Genomic DNA, 19,184 nt, shown 5'->3' on the forward strand with positions numbered 1-19,184 from the left:
CAGAAATACCTTGCGCACAATGTAATCGTGGGCTAGGTTTATCGGCGTGCCGGATGAGTTCCTCTTGGACGAGCAAGCCTGCTTCGCGCTCTACGCGGCGTCGCGCGCGGTGACGGACACCTACCGTCCCCTGCTCGGCGAGCTGGGGCTCACCTACCCGCAGTACCTGGTGCTGCTGGTGCTGTGGGAGTCCGACGCCCGGCCGGTCAAGGAGATCGGCGAGGCGCTGCACCTGGACTACGGCACGCTTTCCCCGCTGCTCAAGCGACTCGAGGCCAACGGGCTGGTGACGCGGGCGCGACTGCCCGAGGACGAACGCACCGTGGTGATCAGCCTGACCGAGGAGGGCCGGGCGGTGCGCACGCGCGCCGCGGGCGTCCCTTCGGCGATCGGCTGCGCACTGGGCCTCGACGACACCGAGCGGCGGCAGCTGATCGACACCCTGCGGCGGCTGACGGCGTCGGCCGCCGCCTACTCACCTGGAGGCTCTGATGCCCAGCCGTGACGCGACCACCCACTGGGTCGGCGGACTGCAGAACGGGAAGGGCGAGGTGACGCTGGACTCGTCCAACGCCGGCACGTTCTCCGTCTCGTTCCCGACCCGCGCGGGCAACCCGGACGGCCAGACGAGCCCCGAAGAGCTCATCGCGGCGGCGCACTCGTCGTGCCTGGCGATGAACCTGTCGGGGGTGCTGGAGGCCCAGAAGCTGACGGCGGACTCGATCGACGTCAGCGCGGAGGTCACCCTCGGCCCGGCCGCCGGGGGCGGCTTCGAGATCAGCGGCATCGCGATCACGCTGCGCGCGTCCATCGAGGGCGTGACGGCGGAGCAGTTCGCGGAGTACGCCGAGACGGCGGAGAAGACGTGCCCGGTCTCGAAGGCCCTGGCCGGCACGACGATCACGTTGGACGCCGCGCTCAGCTGAGCTTTGGCCCGAAGCGCCCCAATGTGGCGTTCGGTGCGTCAGACGCACCGAACGCCACATTGGGTGCGCCTGACGCAACCAACGCCACATTGGGGCGCTAGGCGCGGATCCCGGCCTTGGCTCGATAAGTCGACTTCTTCGCCTGGTTCCCGCAGATCTCCATCGAGCACCACCGCCGCGTCCCCGGGCGGGACGTATCCAGGAACAGCGCGCCACACCGCGGACCCGCGCACCGGCGGACCCGCGCGAAGTCCGGCGACGTCACCAGGTCCAGCGCGTCGCGCACCAGCAGCGCCAGCATCGCCTGCACGGGATCCCGGGCCTGCCAGCGCAACTCCCCCGAGGGCGCCAGTGACGGCGCCGGGACCGGGAAGGCCGCGAACCGGTTCAAGCGCCGGCGCACCGGGTCCCGCACTTCACCGGTGAGCAGCTCGTGGATCGCCTCGCGCACCACCCACGCGTCGCCGGCCGACCCGGGCCGCACCGGAGCCGGGAACGGGCCCAGCTGGTCGATCCACGCACCCCACGCCGCCGCGTCGGGCAGCTCTTCCAGCTCCTCCGGCGTCCCGCGGTAGCGCAGCGTCCGGACGAAGTCGAGGCACAGCCTGCCCGCTCCCGCGCGGAATCGTTCCGTCATACGGGTCACAGTACGCCGGAACCGGTTTGACTGGTACCGTCGGGAACCGATCAAACTGGTTCCACAAGGGGGCACGCATGACCGAGACCGAGCAGAAAGCCCCGCCCGGCTGGCTGGTGCTTCTGTTGGCCGTCTCCTGTGGACTGACCGTCGCGAACCTCTACTACGCCCAGCCGCTGCTCGCCGAGCTGCGGCACACCTTCGGCATCGGCGAGGCCGCCGCCGGCGGGGTCGTCACCGCCACCCAGATCGGGTACGCCGCCGGGATGCTGCTGCTGGTCCCGCTCGGTGACCGCCTCGAAAACCGCAGCCTCGTCGCGACGCTGCTCGGGCTCGCCTGCGCCGGCCTCGTCGTCACCGGCGTCGCGCCGGGGTTCGCGGTGCTGCTCATCGCCTCCCTCGTCGTCGGGGCGGCGTCGGTCGTCGTGCAGATCCTCATCCCGTTCGCCGCCGACATCTCCCCCGACGCCATCCGCGGCCGGATCGTCGGGCGCGTCGTGAGCGGGCTGCTGTTCGGCATCCTGCTCTCCCGCGTCGTCGCCAGCCTCCTGGCCGAAGTGACGAGCTGGCGCGTGGTGTTCCTGATCTCGGCGGCCGCGATGGCCGCACTCGCCGTCGTGCTGCGGTTCATCCTGCCGCGCCGGACACCGAAGACCGACGTCCACTATGGACAGTTGCTGCGCTCGACACTGGCCATGTGGAAGAAGCATCCCGACCTGCGCCACCGCGCGCTGTACCAGTCGGCGATGTTCGGGGCGTTCAGCGCGTTCTGGACGACGATCGCCTTCGTGCTCACCGCACCCCCGTTCGACTACACGCAGCTCGGAGTCGGCCTGTTCGCGCTGGCGGGCGCGGCCGGTGCCGCGGTGGCGCCGCTGGCCGGGCGCTGGTCGGACCACGGCCACGGCCGGCGGCTCACCGCGGGGGCGTTCGTGCTCTGCGCGGCCGCCTTCGCGCTCGCCGGCTTCGGTGCGCACAGCGTCGTCCTGCTGGCGGTCGCGGCGATCGCGGTCGACATGGCCGTCCAGGCGACGCTGGTGACCGGCCAGCACGTGATCTACCAGCTCGACCCCTCGGCCCGCGCCCGGGTCAACAGCATCTACCTGGGCACGTTCTTCGTCGGCGGCGCGATCGGTTCGCAGGCGGGCTCGATCGCCTACCACCTGGGCGGCTGGACGGCGGTCGTCGTCTTCGCCGGCGCGCTCCCCCTGCTCGGCCTGGCCGGGATGACGCGCACCCGGGTCTAGCCGAACACGTCGCGCCGCGCGGAAGCCCACTCCGCGTACGTCGTCCCCGGACGGCCCAGCAGCTGCTCGACGACGCCGGTCGGCACCTGCGGGTGCCGCAGCGTCTCCTCGAAGCCGTCCAGGATCCAGTCGACGGCCTGCTCGGGGACGCCGTACCCGATCCACTGCGCACGCTGCTCGTCCCGGGTCAGCTCGCGAAACCGGATCTCCTTGCCCAGCACGGACTCCAGCGTCGCGACCTGCCCGCGCAGGCTGATCGCCTCCGGTCCGCTGAGGACGTAGGTGGCGGCTTCGTGGCCTTCGGTGGTGAGCACGTGGGCGGCCACGGCGGCGATGTCCTGCAGGTCGATCGGGGTCTGGGTCGCGTCGCCGTAGGCCATCGCGGCTTCGCCTGCGCGGACCATGGGCGCCCAGTCGAGCGTGTTGTTCATGAAGACGCCGGGGCGCAGGAACGTCCACGCGAAGCCGGCTTCCCGGACCGCCTTCTCGACGGCGCCGTACTCGTTGCCACTGGAACCTTCGTGCTCGTCCCCGACGCTGCTGCCCGACAGCGCGACGACCCGCTCGATGCCCGCTTCGGTGGCCAGCTCGCAGAACTTCCGGACGGTCCGGGCCATCGGGGCGAGGTACACCGCATCGACGCCCTTGAGCGCGACCGGCAGCGTCGACGGCTTGGCCAGCGACCCGACGACCACCTCGGCCCCGGCGGGCAGCTTCGCCCGCGCGGGATCGACGGTGAGCGCACGCACCGGCACCCCCGCGGCGAGCAGCTCGTCGACCACCAAGCGGCCGACGCTGCCGGTCGCCCCCGTCACCAGGATCGTCATGACACCCTCCTCTATTTTCGTATGCAGTACGAGATCGTACGACATACGAGAATAGAGCGCACGGGATTTCCGCTGACGACCAGGATCAGCGCCTGGCACGATGAGCCGATGAGTGACGCCGAGGACCGGTTCCGGGACCCTTTGGTCCGGGTCGGGCGGTTCGCGGACGAGGTGCTCGTGCGGTGCCCGAGGTGCGCTGCGTGCGCGACCGTGCTCGCTCGCCTGGGAGCGCCGGAGTACCGAACCGACCGCGGTGATGGCCGCCGGATGACTCGAAAACGCCTGCGCTGCCTCGCCTGCGGCCTGTCCAAGGACGGCTTCCCGCTGACGCAGGTGATCGGCGGGCCGGTGGATCCCTCCTTTCGCCTACCGTTGTGGCTTCAGGCGAACTGCTGCGGCGAGACCCTGTGGGCGTACAACGCCGGACACCTCGATCTCCTGGAGTCCCACGTCGCCGCCCGGCTTCGCGAACGTGGGCCGGTTCCCGGCTCGATGAGCATGGTGGAGCGGCTCCCCGCCTGGCTGAAGTCGGCGAAGAACCGTGACGAGGTGCTGCGAGCCATCCGGCGGTTGCGGTCGTCGCTGCCCGCTGTGCGGCAGTGCATCAGGAAGTGATCGTCGGCAGCTCGGGCGCCGCGACGTCGTAGACCTTGCCGTCCTGGCTGAGCAGCGCCGCCAGGACCTTCGCCTTGCGGTCCGTCTGCTCCGCCGTTCCCCAGCGGACGATCTTCCCGTTCGACAGCGTGAACTCCACGCTCGCCGGGGTCTTCGCCGTCGCCGTCGTCACCTGCTTCAGCAGCTGCTCCGGGATCACCCCGAGGACCGCCGTCACCGCTCGCGTCACCGGGTCGTCGGCCGACACCTTCGGCAGCTTGAGCTCCGGCAGCCCCGCCGGCCGGGCGGGCACCGTCTTGAACACCACGCCGCCGCCGTCGACCAGGTGGACTCCGTCGCCGCCCGGGCCGCTGTCGAAGAACGCGATCGCCGTCCGCTCGGTCACCGTGATCTCGACCGTGTTCGGCCACGACCGTGACACCTCGACCGTCGCGATGCCGGGCATCGCCGCCACGCGGTCGCGGATCTCGTCGGTGCTCAGCCGCAGCATCGGCTTGTCCACCGGCACTGCCGCCACCGCGCGGATCTGGTCGGCCGAAACCGTGCGCGAGCCACTGACCGAGACGTCCTTCGCCCCGAGCATCGAGCTGAAGAACAGCAGGTACGCCAACGCGATCACGGTCAGCACCGAGAGCAGCGCCACCCAGCGGCGGCGGATCTCGACCCGCCGGTTGGGCCGGTTGCGCGGCGAAGGGCGCGTGGTCGCGCGGGTGCGGCGGCGTTCCTCGTCGGAGCGCCGCCCCCGGCGCTCCCGCGCCAGGGCGGCGCGGTCCCGTTCGTCCTCTTCGGACGGACGGCGGCGTTCCCTGGTCGGACTCATGGCGTCAGCGCTTGTCCAGCTCGGCGAGGATTTCCGGGCCCAGCTGCGTCACGTCCCCGGCGCCCATGGTGACGACGAGGTCGCCGCCGCGCACGAGACCCGCGGTCAACCGGGCCGCGACGTCGAACGCGGGCTCGTAGTGCACCGGCACGGTCACCGCGTCGGCGATCAGCGCCCCGGTCACCCCCGGCTCGGGCTCCTCGCGGGCCCCGTAGACGTCCAGCACGACGACCTCGTCGGCCAGGGACAACGCCGCGGCGAACTCCTTCGAGAACAGCTTGGTCCGCGAGTACAGGTGCGGCTGGAACACGACGACGACCCGGCCCGCCCCGGCCGCGGTCCGCACCGCGCGCAGCTGCGCGGCGACCTCGGTCGGGTGGTGGGCGTAGTCGTCGTAGACGCGGACGTCGCCGGCCCGGCCCTTGAACTCGAACCGGCGGCGGACACCCCCGAACGCCGCGAGCCCGTCCGCCAGCTCGGCAGCGGGCGCGCCCAGCTCGATCCCGGCCAGCAGGGCCGCGATCGCGTTGAGCGCCATGTGCTCGCCCGGCACCGCGACCCGCACCGGCAGCTCTTCGCCGTCCAGGGAGAGCCGGACGCCGCCGCCGTCCGGCGCCGGGGTGTAGTCGAGGATGCGGGCGTCGCCCTCGCCGGTGACCGTGCGGCCGTAGCGGCGCACCCGCACGCCGAGGTCCGCAGCCTGCTTGCCCAGCTCGTCCGCGGCGGGATCGTCACCGCAGACGATCAGCAGCCCGCCCGGCGCGATCCGGCCGACGAAGTCGGTGAACACCTTCGTGTAGGCCTCGGCGGTGCCGTGGTGGTCCAGGTGGTCCGGCTCGACGTTCGTCACGACCGCGACCGACGGCAAGTAGGTCAGGAACGAGCCGTCGCTCTCGTCGGCCTCGGCGACGAAGATGCCACCCTCGCCGTGGTGGGCGTTGGCCCCGGACTCGTTGAGGTCGCCGCCGATGGCGAACGACGGGTCGAGCCGGCAGTGCTGCAGCGCCACGGTGAGCATCGACGTCGTCGACGTCTTGCCGTGCGTGCCCGCGATGCAGGCGACGCGGTGGCCTTCCATCAGCCCGGCCAGCGCCTGCGCCCGGTGCAGCACCGGGATCCCCGCGGCCCGCGCCGCGGCCAGCTCCGGGTTGGTCTCCTTGATCGCCGTCGAGACGACGACGGCGGACGGCGGCTCGGCCAAGGCGGAAATGTTCGCGGCGCTCTGGCCGACGAACAGCTCGGCACCCTGGGCCCGCAGCGACAGCAGGGCGCGCGACTCCTTGGCGTCCGAGCCCGACACGAAAGCCCCACGGGCCAGCAGGATCCGCGCGATACCGGACATGCCGGCGCCGCCGATCCCGATCAGGTGCGCCCGGCGCAGCCCGGCGGGCAGTTCAGGCTGTGTCGACTCAGACACGGGCAGCCTCCAAGACGATGCGGGCGAGGGTCTCGTCGGCCTCGCGGTGGCCCATGCCGACCGCCGCCGCGCCCATCTTCGCGACGCGGTCGGCGTCGGTGACCAGCGGGACGACCAGCTCGGCGACCTTGGCCGGGGAGAGGTCGGCGTCGGCGACCATCAGCGCCGCCCCGGCGTCGACGGCCGGGCGCGCGTTGGTGGCCTGCTCGCCGTTGCCGATCGGCAGCGGGACGAACACCGCGGGCAGCCCGACCGAGGTCACCTCGGCGACCGTCATCGCACCCGACCGGCAGATCGCGACGTCGGCGGCGGCGTAGGCCAGGTCCATCCGCTCCAGGTACGGCACCGGCACGTACGCCGGCCGGCCCGGGAACTCCTGTACGACCAGCGTGTTCTTCGGGCCGTGCGCGTGCAGCACGCCGACCCCGGCGTCGGCCAGGTCCTTCGCCGCGCCGGACACCGCGGCGTTGATCGACTGGGCGCCCTGCGAACCGCCGAACACCAGCAGCGTCGGCGCGTCCGGGTCCAGCCCGAAGTGCTCGCGGGCCTCCGCGCGCAACGCGGCGCGGTCGAGCGACGTGATCGACCGCCGCAGCGGGATCCCGACGACCTCCGCGTTCGGCAGCGGCGTGCCCGCGACGGCGACCGCGACCCGCTTCGCGAACCGCGCGCCGACCTTGTTCGCCAGGCCCGGCGACTGGTTGGCCTCGTGCACGACGATCGGGACGCGCCCGCGAGCGGCCAGGTAGGCGGGCAGGGCGACGTAGCCGCCGAAACCGACGACGACGTCCGCGCCGACCCGCTCCAGCACGTCCCGGGTGCGCCGCACGGAGTCGCGGACCTTCAGCGGGAGCCGCAGCAGCTCCGGCGTCGGCTTGCGCGGCAGCGGGACCGGCGGGATCAGCTCCAGCTCGTAGCCGCGGGCCGGGACGAGCTTGTTCTCCAGGCCGCGCTCGGTCCCGAGCGCGATGACCGTCGCGTCCGGGCGCAACCGCATGACGGCGTCGGCCAGGGCGAGAGCGGGTTCGATGTGTCCTGCGGTGCCACCTCCGGCGACCACGACCACGGGCCCCTTGCCCTCGGCGGCTCGCTCGGTTCCCTTGACGGGCTTACTCACCAATGACCTCTCCGGTTCGCGGTACTCCGGGTACCACGGCTCGCTGTTGTCCGCGCGGCCCCGCCGCGAGACGTGGCCGTGCTCGTCCGTGCCGCGCTGCGGCGCACCGGTTCGCGGACCGACCTGCGTCGTTCCTGTGCCGGGGCGGGCCGCGCCGCACGGGGCGCGGGCCTGGCCGCCTTCGCCCCGGTGCGCGCCGCACCCTTGCGGGTGGCGGGCGGGCGGTACGGATCGGGCGCGGGCAGCCGCAGCAGGCGTCCGAATTTACCCGGCCCCTGTGTGCGCAGCGCGGCCACCGCCTCCGGTTCGTGCCGGGCGGCGTTCGCGAGCACGCCCATGATGAGCATGGTGATCACCAGCGAGGTGCCGCCGTAGGAGATCAGGGGCAGCGTGACGCCGGTGACCGGCAGCAGGCCGACGACGTAGCCGATGTTGATGCCGGCCTGCGCCACGAGGAACACCGTCAGCGTGCCGGAGACGATCCGGATCCACGGATCGATGTTGCGCGTGGCGATCCGCAGGCCCACGACGGCGACCCCGGCGAACAGGGCGAGCACGACGACGCAGCCGATCAGCCCGAGCTCCTCGCCGATCAGGGCGAAGATGAAGTCGTTCTGCACGTTCGGCAGGTAGCCCCAGTTGGACGTGCCCTGGCCGAGGCCCTTGCCGAAGAACCCGCCGTCGGCCAGGGCCAGCTTGGCCTGGTTGGCCTGGAACCCCTCGGCGCTGATGTCGGCGTCCGGCGAGAGGAACGACATGACGCGGGCGAGCCGGTAGGGCGCGATCAGGGCGAGCACGAGCACGCCGGCCAGGCCGCCCGCGAGGATCACGCCGAACAGTCGTTTCGGCGCGCCGGCGAACCACAGCAGGGCCAGCAGCACCACGGCCAGGGTGACCGTGCCGCCGAGGTCCGGCTGCAGCATGACCAGGGCGAACATCAGCAGCGCGATCGGCACCACCGGCACCAGCAGGTGCCGCCACTGGTGGATCACGTTGTACTTGATCACCAGGATGTGGGCGCCCCAGAAGGCCAGCGCGACCTTCGCGGCCTCGACCGGCTGGAAGGTGAACTCGCCGAGCTTGAACCAGCCCTGCGAGCCGTTGACCGTCGAGCCGAGCGGGGTCAGCACGAGCACCAGCAGGCCGAGGCAGACCACCGTCGCGGTGGCCGACATCCGCCGGATCCGCTCCAGCTTCACCCGCAGGCCCAGCCAGAACACGACCGAGCCGATGGCGACGAACACGAGGTGCTTGGTGAACAGCGAGTACACCCCGCTGCCGGTCTTCGGGTTGTAGGACGCCACCGACGACGCCGAGAGCACCATGACGATGCCGATGACGGTGAGCACGCCGGTGAGGGCGAGCACGAGGTGGAAGGACGCCAGCGGGCGCGAGAGCCACGCGGTGAGCGCGGTCCGGAAGGCGACGAACCCGCTCTCCTTGCGCTCGCGGCGCGGCCGCTTCGGCGCGGTCCCGGGCTTGGGCGTCTTGGGTGTCTTGGGCTCAGTGACCGTCACTCGGCTCCCCCGCTGCGTCGTCGCGGAGGACACGCACCGCCGCGGCGAACGCGTCGCCGCGCTCACCGTAGTTGCGGAACATGTCCAACGACGCCGCGGCGGGTGCGAGCAGCACCACGTCACCGGGTCGGGCCATCGCGCTGGCCGCACTCACCGCCGCAGTCATGGGTTCATGGTCACCCGGACGGAGGCTGTTCACCGGGACATCCGGCGCGTGTCGCGCGACCGCGGCGGCGATCACGGGTGAATCGACGCCGAGTAGCACAACTCCCCGGAGGCGGCCGGCGATGCTGCTCACGAGTTCGTCGACCGAAGCGCCCTTGAGCTGGCCCCCGGCTATCCAGACGATGCTCTGGTGCGCCCGCAGCGAGCCGGCGGCGGCGTGCGGGTTGGTCGCCTTCGAGTCGTCGACGTACCGGACCCCGGCGACCTCGGCGACCTCCACGGCCCGGTGCGGCGCCGGCTGGTACTCGCGCAGGCCCTTCAGCACGGCCTCCGGCGAGACGCCGTGGGCGCGGGCCAGCGCGGCCGCGGCGAGGGCGTTCGAGACGTTGTGCGGGCCGGCCAGGCGGACGTCGGAAAGCGTCGCCAGCTCCTCGGCGCTGTTCGCCGGGTCGGCGACGAAGGCGCGGTCGACCAGCAGGTCCTCGACCAGGCCCAGCTCCCCGGCGGCGGGGGTGTCCAGCCGGAAGCCGACGCGGCGGGCATCGGCGCGCGCGTGCTCGCCGGCGATCCGCGTGGACCACTCGTCGTCGGCGTTGTGCACGGCGACCTTGGCCCAGGTGTACACGCGCCCCTTGGCGGCGGCGTACTCGTCCATCGAGCCGTGCCAGTCGATGTGGTCCTCGGCCAGGTTGAGCACCACGGCCGCGTCCGGCGCCAGCGTCGAGGACCAGTGCAGCTGGAAGCTCGACAGCTCCACGGCCAGCACGTCGTAGCCCGCGCGAACCGCGTCGAGGGCCGCGTAGCCGATGTTCCCGCAGGCCACGGCGTTGACGCCGGCCGCCTTGAGGATCGACTCGAGCATGCCCACGGTGGTCGTCTTGCCGTTGGTCCCGGTGACCACCAGCCACGACGGCGGGTGGTCGCGCAGCTGCCCGACCCGCCAGGCCAGCTCGACGTCGCCGATCACCTCGACGCCCGCCTCGGCGGCGGCGACCAGCAGCGGCGACGTCGGCCGCCAGCCGGGGCTGGTCACGACGAGGACGACGTCGGACGGCGGTTCGGTCAGCCCGGGTACCAGCTCGGCCCCGAGGCCGGCCAGCTCGGCCAGCCGCTCGGCGTTGCCGTCGGTGACCGTGACCCGGGCCCCCAGGTCGACGAGCACCGGGACCACCGACTTGCCGGTGACCCCCGCGCCGGCGACGAGGACGTGACGACCAGCCAGCTCCACGTCAGCCGCCGAAACCGAGCTGCTCGCTGTAGAACAGGCCGAGCCCGAACATGCAGCAGATCGCCGAGAGCAGCCAGAACCGGATGATCACCGTGGTTTCGGCCCACCCGGCGAGCTCGAAGTGGTGGTGGAACGGTGCCATCCGGAAGAGCCTTCGCCGCGTCGTCCGGAACACCGCGATCTGCGCGACCACCGAGATCATCTCGACCATGAACAGGCCGCCGATGACGATGGCGAGCAGCTCGGTGCGGGTGGTCATGGACAGCCCGGCGACCAGGCCGCCGAGGGCCAGCGAGCCGGTGTCGCCCATGAAGATCTTCGCCGGGGCCGCGTTCCACCAGAGGAACCCGACGCAGGCGCCGGTGGCCGCGGCGGCGACCACCGCCAGGTCGAGCGGGTCGCGGACGTCGTAGCACGCGGGCGCCGGGCCGTTGGCGCAGTTCAGCCGCTCCTGCCAGAACGCGATCACGACGTAGGTCGCCAGCACCATCGCCGCCGAGCCGCCCGCCAGGCCGTCGAGGCCGTCGGTGAAGTTCACCGCGTTCGACCAGCCGGAGATCACGATGTAGCAGAAGATCACGAAGAACACCGCGGGGAAGGTGATCAGCGCGAGGTCGCGGACGTAGGAGAGGCTCTCCGACGCCGGCGTGATGCCGCGGGCGTCCGCGAAGTTCAGTGCCAGGACCGCGAACGCGACGGTGACCACCAGCTGGCCGACCAGCTTCGCGGTCTTGTTCAGCCCCAGGTTGCGCTGCTTGCGGATCTTGATGAAGTCGTCGAGGAACCCGACGATCCCGAGGCCCACCGCGAGCATCAGCACGAGCAGCCCGGAGGCCGTCGGCGCGCCGCTGCGGGAGTTGAACATCCAGTTGATCAAGTGCGCGGCGAAGTACCCGACGACCATCGCGATGATGATCGCGACGCCACCCATCGTCGGCGTACCGCGCTTGGACTTGTGTCCCTGCGGGCCTTCCTCACGGATCTCCTGGCCGAAGCCCTGCCGGGAGAACACCCGGATGAGGTAGGGCGTGAGCAGGATGGAGATCAGCAGGCCCGCCGCGGCCGCGATCAGGATGCTGATCACGCGTCACCACCGTTCGAGCGTTCCGTGGAGCTTTCTGGGGAGGTTTCCCGGGGTTCGAGCAGAGCTTCGGCAACCCGCCAGAGGCCGGCGGCCTTGGAGGCCTTGACCAGCACCACGTCCCCGGGACGGAGCTGATCATGCAGCACGGCGATCGCGGCCTCGACGTCGGGTACCAGAGTCGATTCCTCGCCCCAGGAGCCCTCCTGGAACGCGCCCTGGTGCATGGCCGCCGCCTCGGGACCGATCACGACGAGCTTGGCGATGTTGAGCCGGACGACCAGGCGGCCGATCTCGTCGTGGGCGGTGACCGCGTCCGCGCCGAGCTCGCCCATCACGCCGAGCACCGCCCAGGACCGGCGGCCGCTCTCCCGCGTCATCGCCGCGAGGGCCTTCAGGCCGGCCCGCATCGACTCGGGGTTGGCGTTGAAGGAGTCGTTGAGGATCGTGACGCCGTCGGGCCGCGTGACGACCTCCATGCGCCGCGCCGAACGCCGCTCGAGCCCGGACAGGCGCGTGGCGATCTCGTCCGGCGTCGCGCCCAGCTCCAGCGCGACCGCCGCGGCGGACAGCGCGTTGCCGACGTGGTGCTCGCCGTGCAGCGGCAGCTTCACGTCGGCCTCGCCGGCCGGGGTGATCAGCCGGAAGGAGGCGCGGGCCTCGTCGTCGAGGGTGATGTTCTCCGCGCGGATCTGCGCCGACGGGGTTTCGCCGACGTAGACCACCCGGGCCTTCGTCCGGCTCGCCATGGCGGCGACCAGCGGGTCGTCCAGGTTGAGCACCGCGACGCCGTCCTCGGGCAGCGCCTCGACCAGCTCGCCCTTGGTCTTCGCGATGCCCTCGCGCGAGCCGAACTCGCCGACGTGCGCGGTCCCGACGTTGAGCACCACGCCGATCTTCGGCGGGGCGATCTCGGCGAGGTGGGCGATGTGCCCCGGCCCGCGCGCGGACAGCTCCAGCACCAGGTGCCGGGTCTGCGCGTCGGCCCGCAGCGCCGTCCAGGGGTGGCCCAGCTCGTTGTTGAACGACCCGGGCGGCGCGACCGTCGGGCCGAGCGGCTCCAGCAGCTGGGCGATGACGTCCTTGGTCGACGTCTTGCCGGAGGAGCCGGTGACGCCGACGACGGTCAGGTTCCCTTCGGCCAGGCGCTGCACTACGAACCGGGCGAGCTTGGCGAGCGCGGCCAGCACCGCGGCGCCGGAGCCGTCCTTGTCGCCGGTCAGCGCGACCGACCGCTCGTGGGCCTCGCCCGGCGCCGGTGGCGGGACGACGATGGCGGGCGCGTCGACCTCGCGGGCGGCCAGCACGGCCACGGCGCCGGCTTCGACGGCCTGCGCGGCGAAGTCGTGGCCGTCGACCTTCTCCCCCGGCAGGGCGACGAACAGGCCGCCGGGCGTGAGCTTCCGGGTGTCGAACTCCACGCTGCCGGTCACCTGGGCGCCCGGGTCGGCGCGGTGCAGCCGGCCGCCGACGACGTCGGCGATCTCGGCCAGGCTGAGCACGATCACACACTCACCTCGAGTTTGTTGCGGATGGCCGCGGCCAGCTCGTCGCGGTCGGAGAACGGGTGCACGACACCGCCGGCCTCCTGGCCGGACTCGTGCCCCTTGCCGGCGAGGAAGACGATGTCGCCCGGCCCGGCGAGCTCCACCGCGTGCGCGATGGCCTCGCGGCGGTCGCCGATTTCGACGACCTCGCCGCCCTCGGCGGGCCCGACGGAGCGGGCGCCGGCGAGCATCGCGGCGCGGATCGCCGCGGGGTCTTCGGAGCGCGGGTTGTCGTCGGTGACGATCAGGACGTCGCTGCGGCGGGCCGCCGCCTCGCCCATCATCGGGCGCTTGGCGGTGTCGCGGTCGCCACCGCAGCCGAGCACGGTGATGATCCGGCCCTCGGCGCGGGCCCGCAGCGCGTCCAGGCCCTGGGCGACCGCGGCCGGCTTGTGGGCGTAGTCGACGACGGCGGTGAACTCCTGGCCGACGTGGACCCGCTCCATCCGGCCCGGCACCTGCACCTGGGCGAGCCCGGTGACGATGTGGTCCAGGCTCACCCCGGCGGTGCTCAGGATCGCGGCGGCGAGCACGGCGTTGGCGACGTTGAACTCGCCGGGCAGCGGGATCCGGGCGGGTGCGCTGACGCCGTCCGGGCCGTGCAGGGTGAACGTCTGCTCGCCGTGCGGGGTGGCCTGCAGGTCGGTGGCCTTCCACGCCGCGTCGGTGCCCGGATCCGTGGTCACCGTGACCGTTTGCGGCGTGAGCAGCGCCTGGCCCCAGGCGCTGTCGACCACGACGACCTCGGTGGTCGAGCGGCCGTCGAACAGCAGCGACTTCGCCGCGAAGTACTCCTGCATGTCCTTGTGGAAGTCCAGGTGGTCCTGGGAAAGGTTCGTGAAGGCGCCGACCGCGAACCGCGTGCCGTTGGCGCGGCCCAGCGCGAGCGCGTGGCTGGAGACCTCCATCGGCACGTGCGTGACGCCGCGCTCCAGCATCACCGCGAGCAGCGCCTGCAGGTCCGGCGCCTCCGGCGTGGTGAAGCCGCTGACCAGGCGTTCGCCGGCGATCCGGGTCTCGACGGTGCCGATCAGGCCGGTGGTCAGGCCGGCGGCCTGCAGGCCGGCGTCGACCAGGTACGACGTGGTGGTCTTGCCCGAGGTCCCGGTGACGCCGAGCACGGCCAGCCGCAGCGACGGCTCGCCGTAGATCCACGCGGCGATCTCGCCGAGCGCGGCACGCGGGTCGGCGTGCACGAGGATCGGGACGCCGGCGTCGCGCAGCGCGGGGCGCTCGGCCCCGTCGGCGTCGGTGAGGACCGCGACGGCACCGGCGGCGATCGCCTGGTCGCTGAAGTCGGCACCGTGCGCGCGGGCGCCCGGGAGGGCGGCGAAGAGGTCGCCGGGGAGCACGTGCTGCGCCCGCAGCGTCGTGCCGGTGACGGTGAGCTCGGCCGCGTCGGGCGAGTCGGCGATCAGGCGGGCGTCCGCCCTGGCGAGAAGGGTCGCCAGCGGGACCGGGTCGATGCGCGCCGGGCGCGGCGGCGCGGGGACCGCTTTCACCGGGCTTTCCGGCACCTGGGAACTGGACGAGGACACGGACACGGCCAAGAGGCTACCGGCGGGCGTTCCGGGGGCCCGCACGCGGTACGGCGATTGCGCGCGGCCACGGCACATGTGCTAAACGCGGCCGCGGACCCCGTTGCCCCGCAACACTTTCCCGCGCGGGTACGGCCGATGTGGACGATGGGCGGGCCGAAAGCCGTGAAGGCCTCCTTACCGGCTGCTTGAGCCGGTAAGGAGGCCTTCACGGATCGTGCTCACTGCACGATGAGCGGAACCTCCGGCGACGGGCCGTCCGACAGCGGGATCTGGAACCGCTGCGTCAGGTACGACGCGATGCTGTGGAACAGCGGCGCGGCGGAGTGCCCCACCGGCAGCGTGGTGTCGGGCGCGTCCAGCCGGATCCCGACGACGAACCGGGGGTGGTCGGCGGGCAGGATGCCGGCGAAGGTGATGTTGTAGAGGTGGTCGCTGTAGGCCCTCGTCCGCGGGTCGACCTGCTGGCCGGTGCCCGTCTTGCCGGAGATCTGGTAGCCCTCGACCGCCGCCGTCGGCGCGGTGCCCTTCTGCAGGCCCTTGCCGTTCTGCGCGACCGCGCGCATCATGTCGCGCACCGTCTTCGCCGTCTGCGGGCTGACCACCTGGACCTGCTTCGGTGCCGGCTCCGGCACGGTCGTCCCGTCCGGGTTCACCTTCGCCTTGACGATCCGGGGTTCGACGCGCAGGCCGTCGTTCGCGATCGCCTGGTACATCCCGGCCATCTGCAGCACGGTCATCGACAGGCCCTGCCCGATCGGCAGGTTGCCGAAGGTGGTCGCCGACCACTGGCTGCGCGCCGGCACGACCCCCGCGCTCTCGCCGGGCAGGCCGACGCCGGTGCGCTGGCCGAGGCCGAACTTCTTGAGCAGGTCGGCGTAGCGCTCCTCGCCGATCTTCTGCGCCAGCAGCAGCGTGCCGATGTTGGACGACTTGGCGAAGATCCCGGCGGTGGTGAACGTCTGCGTGCCGTGCGTCCAGGCGTCGTGCACGGTCTTGTCGGCCACCTGCAGCGCGCCGGGCACCTGGATCGTCGACTCGGGGGTCGCGACGCCGTAGTCGATGGCGCCGGTGGCGGTGACGACCTTGTTGACCGACCCGGGCTCGAACGGCGTGGTGACCGCGCGGTCGTTCATCGCTTCGGCGTCGGCGAAGGTCGACGGGTCGTTGGGGTCGAACGTCTTGTCGTTGGCCAGCGCGTAGACCTCGCCGGTCTTGGCGTCCAGGACGACCGCCTGCCCGCCCTTGGCGTGCGACTGCTGGACGTAGTCCGACAGCTGCCGCTGCACCTCGTACTGCAGGTCGGAGTCGATCGTCAGCTCGAGGTCCGACCCCGGCACGGCGGCCTGCAGGTCGCGTTCGGTGCCCGGGATGACGACGTTGTCGCTGCCGTTCTTCGTGTTGACCAGCATCCGGCCCGGCGTGCCCGCGAGGTCGTTGTCACGGGACTGCTCCAGCCCCACCAGGCCGTGCAGGTTGTGCTTGGAGACGTCCTTGTCGTCGGTGCGCCAGTTGGCGACCCCGACGATGTTCGCCGCCAGGTTGTCGCCCGGGTACTCCCGCAGCGCGCGCTTCTCGATTTCGACCCACGCGAAGTGCTTCTGGATGTCGGCGGCGACCGAGGGCTCGACGTTGTGCTCGAGGTAGGTGAAGGACGCCTGCTTGTGGAACAGGTCGAGCAGCTGCTGCTCGGTCAGCTGGCTCGGGACCTTGGCCGCGATGTACTTCGCGGCCGCGGCGGTCTCGCTGTCGAACGTCTTCTTCGTGCCGGGGTTCTTGGCGGCGAAGTCGTCCATGTTCTTGCGGAACGCCTTGAGGTTCACCGACAGCGAGCGCACCTCGACGCTGAACGCGAGCTTGGCGCCGTTGCGGTCCACAATGGACCCGCGTTGGGCGGGGATGTCGATGGTCTGGGTGCGCTGCCGCTCGGCCGCGGCCGAGAGCGCCCCGGCCTCGAACCACTGCACCTGCACCAGTTTCACGCCCGCGACGAGCAGGATGGCGACCAGGATCAGGCGCACGGCGGAGAACCGGCCCCGGTGGCCGCCGTTGCCCCGCCTCGCGGCCGCGCTGCGCGTCCCGGCGGCGTAGGTCCGCCGCGCGCTGCCGGTGGTGCGCGCGCGGGCCTGTCCCCGGCTCGAAGCCATCACTGGCCGCCCCCCGGCTGCGCCGGCGGCGCGGCCTGCTCGTCGGGCACGGCGGGCTGGTCGCCCTCGATCGGCGCACCCTGCTGCGACTGGGTGCCCGCGGCGGGCGCGGCGGGCGGCGCGACCGGCACCGCCGGGGTGTCCGCCTTGGCCTTCTTGGGCTCGCCGACGAGCGACGTCTTCCCGTCCGGGCCCACGACGATGCGCGCCGGGTCACCGCCCGGCACCATGCCCAGCTGCTGAGCCGCGGGCGCCAGTGACGCGGGCGACTCGGCCTTGGCGACGTCGCGCTGCAGCTGTTCCTTCGTCTCGGCCAGGGTCGCGTTGGTCGTGCGCAGCTGCTCGAGCCGGTAGGAGTCGGCGATCGCCTGCGTGGTCAGCCACAGCGTGGTCGCCACGCCGGCGGCCAGCAGCGCCATCATCAGCAGCACGAACGACGCGCGCGACTTCGGCAGCCGCAGCTTGAGCCGGACCTTGGGCGCGCCCGGCTCGGCGGTCTTCGGCGCGGGCCGCGGCTCGCGCTCCTTGAGCAGGTCGGCGCGCTGGGCGCGGCGGGCGTAGGCGCGCTCGGCCGCGGACGTGCGGCCCCGCGACGCGCGGCGCGGCGCGACCTTGCCCGGTTCGAGGGTCTGCGGGTCCGGCTCGGCGGTCGTCGAGGTGCGGGCGGCCTCGCTGCGGCCCCGCGTCGCCGGCGCGTTCCGGCGGCGGGACTTCGTGGGAGCGGTCATCGCGGCTCTCCGATCCTCTCTGCGGCCCGCAGTCGCACCGAAGCGGCGCGCGGGTTTCGTTCGATCTCCTCTTCGCCGGCCTTTTCGGCCCCCCGGGTCAGGAGCTTCAGCTCCGGCCCGTGTCCCGGCAGCTCGACCGGAAGCCCCTCCGGGGTACGGGACTTCGCGAGCTCGGCCAGCGCCTGCTTGACCAGCCGGTCTTCCAGGGACTGGTACGACTCGACGACGATCCGCCCGCCCACGGCGAGCGCGCCCAGCGCGGCGGGCATGGCCCGGCGGAGCACCTCCAGCTCGCCGTTGACCTCGATCCGCAGCGCCTGGAACGTGCGCTTGGCCGGGTGCCCGCCCGTCCGCCTGCTGGCCGCCGGAACGGCGTCGTAGAGCAGCTCGACCAGGCGCCCGCTCATCGTGAACGGCTCCTGTTCGCGGGCCTTCACGACGGCCTTGACGATCCGCTGCGCGAACCGTTCCTCGCCGTAGTCCCGCAGGATCCGGATCAGCTCGCCGGGCGCGTAGGTGTTGAGGACGTCGGCGGCGGTGAACCCGGTGGTCGGGTCCATCCGCATGTCGAGCGGCGCGTCCTTCGAGTAGGCGAAGCCTCGCTCGGCGCGGTCCAGCTGCATCGACGAGACGCCGAGGTCGAACAGGATGCCGTCGGCCTTGGCGATCTTCAGCCCGGCGAGCGCTTCGGGAAGCCCGTCGTAGACGGTGTGCACGAGGTGGACGCGGTCGCCGTGACGGGCGAGGCGTTCGGCCGACTTCTCCAGCGCGGCCGGATCGCGGTCCAGCGCGACGAGGCGCAGCCGCGGGAACGCTTCGAGGAGGGCGTCGGAGTGCCCGCCGAGGCCGACGGTCGCGTCCACGAGGACGGCGTCGCGCTCGGCGAACACGGGAGTGAACAGCTCGATGATGCGATCGAGCAGCACCGGGACGTGCTCGGGTGCCGTCATGTTCCCTCCCCCTTTCTCGCCTGGGCGGCTCGGGGGAAATATGGCGGATGCCGTCAGGTCCCTGTCCGCCCGCTGCCGACCTGGTACCGGGGAAGGTGCACCAGGGCTGTTGAGCGGACAGAGGCCTCACGGCATCCGGGTGGGCGTTCCCCTCACCGCGCGGGCGGCGAACCTCTCGTCCCCCGACGACGAAGGTGCACCGCGACCGCACGCCTAGAAGACGCCCGGCAGTACTTCCTCTCGAGCCTTCGCGTAGCTGTCTTCGTGTTCCTCCAGGTAGCCCTGCCACGCTTGGGCGTCCCAGATCTCCAGCCTGGTGATCGCCCCGATCACCACGCACTCCTTGCTGAGCCCCGCGTAGCGGCGGAGCTCGGACGCGATGCTGATGCGCCCCTGCCCGTCCGGGCGTTGTTCGTCCGTCCCGGCGAACAGGTAGCGCTGGTAGGCCCGAACCGCCTCGTTCGTGAACGGGGCCTCGGCGACCTTGCGCGCCATCTGCTCGAACTCGGCGCGGGGGAAGACGAAGAGGCAGTGGTCCTGCCCCTTGGTGAGCATCAGCCCGCCGGCCAAGGCGTCGCGGAACTTCGCGGGCAGCGCGAGCCGCCCCTTGTCGTCCAGCTTCGGGGTGTGGGTGCCGAGGAACACGGCCTCCACCTCCCTACCGCCCTCGGTGGCGA

At 72.2% G+C, this 19,184-nt stretch carries 18 protein-coding genes; 4 read left to right on the forward strand and 14 right to left on the reverse strand.

From position 1 onward, the window contains the following. Positions 1-46 precede the first annotated feature (46 nt). Together QRX60_RS48190 and QRX60_RS48195 are read left to right on the forward strand one after the other, a co-directional pair. On the forward strand, positions 47-505 hold the full coding sequence (locus QRX60_RS48190; RefSeq protein ID WP_285998160.1) for a MarR family winged helix-turn-helix transcriptional regulator: 459 nt from the start codon (positions 47-49) through the stop codon (positions 503-505). Beyond that, complete coding sequence (locus QRX60_RS48195; RefSeq protein WP_285998161.1) at positions 492-926, forward strand: OsmC family peroxiredoxin; 435 nt, start codon at positions 492-494, stop codon at positions 924-926. Before QRX60_RS48190 ends, QRX60_RS48195 begins: the two co-directional genes overlap by 14 nt. 97 nt (positions 927-1,023) lie before the next feature. On the opposite strand, the gene QRX60_RS48200 is transcribed toward QRX60_RS48195, so the two are convergent. Further along, positions 1,024-1,563 (reverse strand): CGNR zinc finger domain-containing protein, encoded by a 540-nt coding sequence (locus QRX60_RS48200; RefSeq protein ID WP_285998162.1) that lies wholly within the window; start codon positions 1,561-1,563, stop codon positions 1,024-1,026. A 77-nt stretch (positions 1,564-1,640) separates the two neighbouring features. On the opposite strand from QRX60_RS48200, the gene QRX60_RS48205 reads away from it, so the two are divergent. Next, positions 1,641-2,810 (forward strand): MFS transporter, encoded by a 1,170-nt coding sequence (locus QRX60_RS48205; RefSeq protein WP_285998163.1) that lies wholly within the window; start codon positions 1,641-1,643, stop codon positions 2,808-2,810. Here QRX60_RS48205 and QRX60_RS48210 read toward each other — a convergent pair. Beyond that, the gene (locus QRX60_RS48210; protein ID WP_285998164.1) at positions 2,807-3,637 is read right to left on the reverse strand and encodes an NAD(P)H-binding protein; all 831 of its coding nucleotides are present in this window, start codon (positions 3,635-3,637) and stop codon (positions 2,807-2,809) included. The two genes, QRX60_RS48205 and QRX60_RS48210, sit on opposite strands and share 4 nt — an antisense overlap. Positions 3,638-3,658: 21 nt before the next feature. Here QRX60_RS48210 and QRX60_RS48215 point away from each other — a divergent pair, with 21 nt between their 5' ends. Beyond that, positions 3,659-4,252: a hypothetical protein gene (locus QRX60_RS48215; RefSeq protein WP_285998165.1), complete on the forward strand. Its 594-nt coding sequence runs from the start codon at positions 3,659-3,661 to the stop codon at positions 4,250-4,252. On the opposite strand, the gene QRX60_RS48220 is transcribed toward QRX60_RS48215, so the two are convergent. From QRX60_RS48220 to mraZ, 12 genes are all read right to left on the reverse strand, one after another. After that, a complete protein-coding gene (locus tag QRX60_RS48220) occupies positions 4,242-5,072 on the reverse strand; it encodes a cell division protein FtsQ/DivIB (RefSeq protein ID WP_285998166.1) in 831 nt (276 codons plus the stop codon). The two genes, QRX60_RS48215 and QRX60_RS48220, sit on opposite strands and share 11 nt — an antisense overlap. Positions 5,073-5,076: 4 nt before the next feature. Continuing rightward, positions 5,077-6,489 carry a UDP-N-acetylmuramate--L-alanine ligase gene (gene murC, locus QRX60_RS48225; protein ID WP_285998167.1) on the reverse strand — a complete coding sequence of 471 codons (1,413 nt, stop codon included), beginning with the start codon at positions 6,487-6,489 and terminating at the stop codon, positions 5,077-5,079. Next, positions 6,482-7,606, reverse strand: a complete 1,125-nt coding sequence (gene murG / locus QRX60_RS48230; RefSeq protein WP_285998168.1) for an undecaprenyldiphospho-muramoylpentapeptide beta-N-acetylglucosaminyltransferase — start codon at positions 7,604-7,606, stop codon at positions 6,482-6,484. Before murG ends, murC begins: the two co-directional genes overlap by 8 nt. Beyond that, on the reverse strand, positions 7,603-9,123 hold the full coding sequence (gene ftsW / locus QRX60_RS48235) for a putative lipid II flippase FtsW (RefSeq protein ID WP_285998169.1): 1,521 nt from the start codon (positions 9,121-9,123) through the stop codon (positions 7,603-7,605). The genes murG and ftsW overlap by 4 nt, the downstream gene beginning before the upstream one ends. After that, complete coding sequence (gene murD / locus QRX60_RS48240) at positions 9,110-10,516, reverse strand: UDP-N-acetylmuramoyl-L-alanine--D-glutamate ligase (protein WP_285998170.1); 1,407 nt, start codon at positions 10,514-10,516, stop codon at positions 9,110-9,112. The genes ftsW and murD overlap by 14 nt, the downstream gene beginning before the upstream one ends. Position 10,517: 1 nt before the next feature. Further along, positions 10,518-11,600 (reverse strand): phospho-N-acetylmuramoyl-pentapeptide-transferase, encoded by a 1,083-nt coding sequence (gene mraY / locus QRX60_RS48245; protein WP_285998171.1) that lies wholly within the window; start codon positions 11,598-11,600, stop codon positions 10,518-10,520. Beyond that, positions 11,597-13,105 carry a UDP-N-acetylmuramoyl-tripeptide--D-alanyl-D-alanine ligase gene (locus QRX60_RS48250; protein ID WP_285998172.1) on the reverse strand — a complete coding sequence of 503 codons (1,509 nt, stop codon included), beginning with the start codon at positions 13,103-13,105 and terminating at the stop codon, positions 11,597-11,599. The genes mraY and QRX60_RS48250 overlap by 4 nt, the downstream gene beginning before the upstream one ends. Further along, a complete protein-coding gene (locus tag QRX60_RS48255; protein WP_286003851.1) occupies positions 13,102-14,646 on the reverse strand; it encodes a UDP-N-acetylmuramoyl-L-alanyl-D-glutamate--2,6-diaminopimelate ligase in 1,545 nt (514 codons plus the stop codon). Before QRX60_RS48255 ends, QRX60_RS48250 begins: the two co-directional genes overlap by 4 nt. Before the next feature lie 257 nt (positions 14,647-14,903). Further along, the gene (locus QRX60_RS48260; RefSeq protein WP_285998173.1) at positions 14,904-16,829 is read right to left on the reverse strand and encodes a peptidoglycan D,D-transpeptidase FtsI family protein; all 1,926 of its coding nucleotides are present in this window, start codon (positions 16,827-16,829) and stop codon (positions 14,904-14,906) included. Then, positions 16,829-17,557, reverse strand: a complete 729-nt coding sequence (locus QRX60_RS48265) for a hypothetical protein (RefSeq protein WP_285998174.1) — start codon at positions 17,555-17,557, stop codon at positions 16,829-16,831. Before QRX60_RS48265 ends, QRX60_RS48260 begins: the two co-directional genes overlap by 1 nt. Continuing rightward, entirely contained in the window at positions 17,554-18,507 is a 954-nt protein-coding gene (rsmH, locus tag QRX60_RS48270; protein WP_285998175.1) for a 16S rRNA (cytosine(1402)-N(4))-methyltransferase RsmH, read from the reverse strand. Before rsmH ends, QRX60_RS48265 begins: the two co-directional genes overlap by 4 nt. 213 nt (positions 18,508-18,720) lie before the next feature. Further along, positions 18,721-19,152, reverse strand: a complete 432-nt coding sequence (gene mraZ / locus QRX60_RS48275) for a division/cell wall cluster transcriptional repressor MraZ (protein WP_285998176.1) — start codon at positions 19,150-19,152, stop codon at positions 18,721-18,723. Between the last annotated feature and the right edge of the window lie 32 nt (positions 19,153-19,184).

This window comes from Amycolatopsis mongoliensis, from assembly GCF_030285665.1.
GTDB lineage: Bacteria > Actinomycetota > Actinomycetes > Mycobacteriales > Pseudonocardiaceae > Amycolatopsis > Amycolatopsis mongoliensis.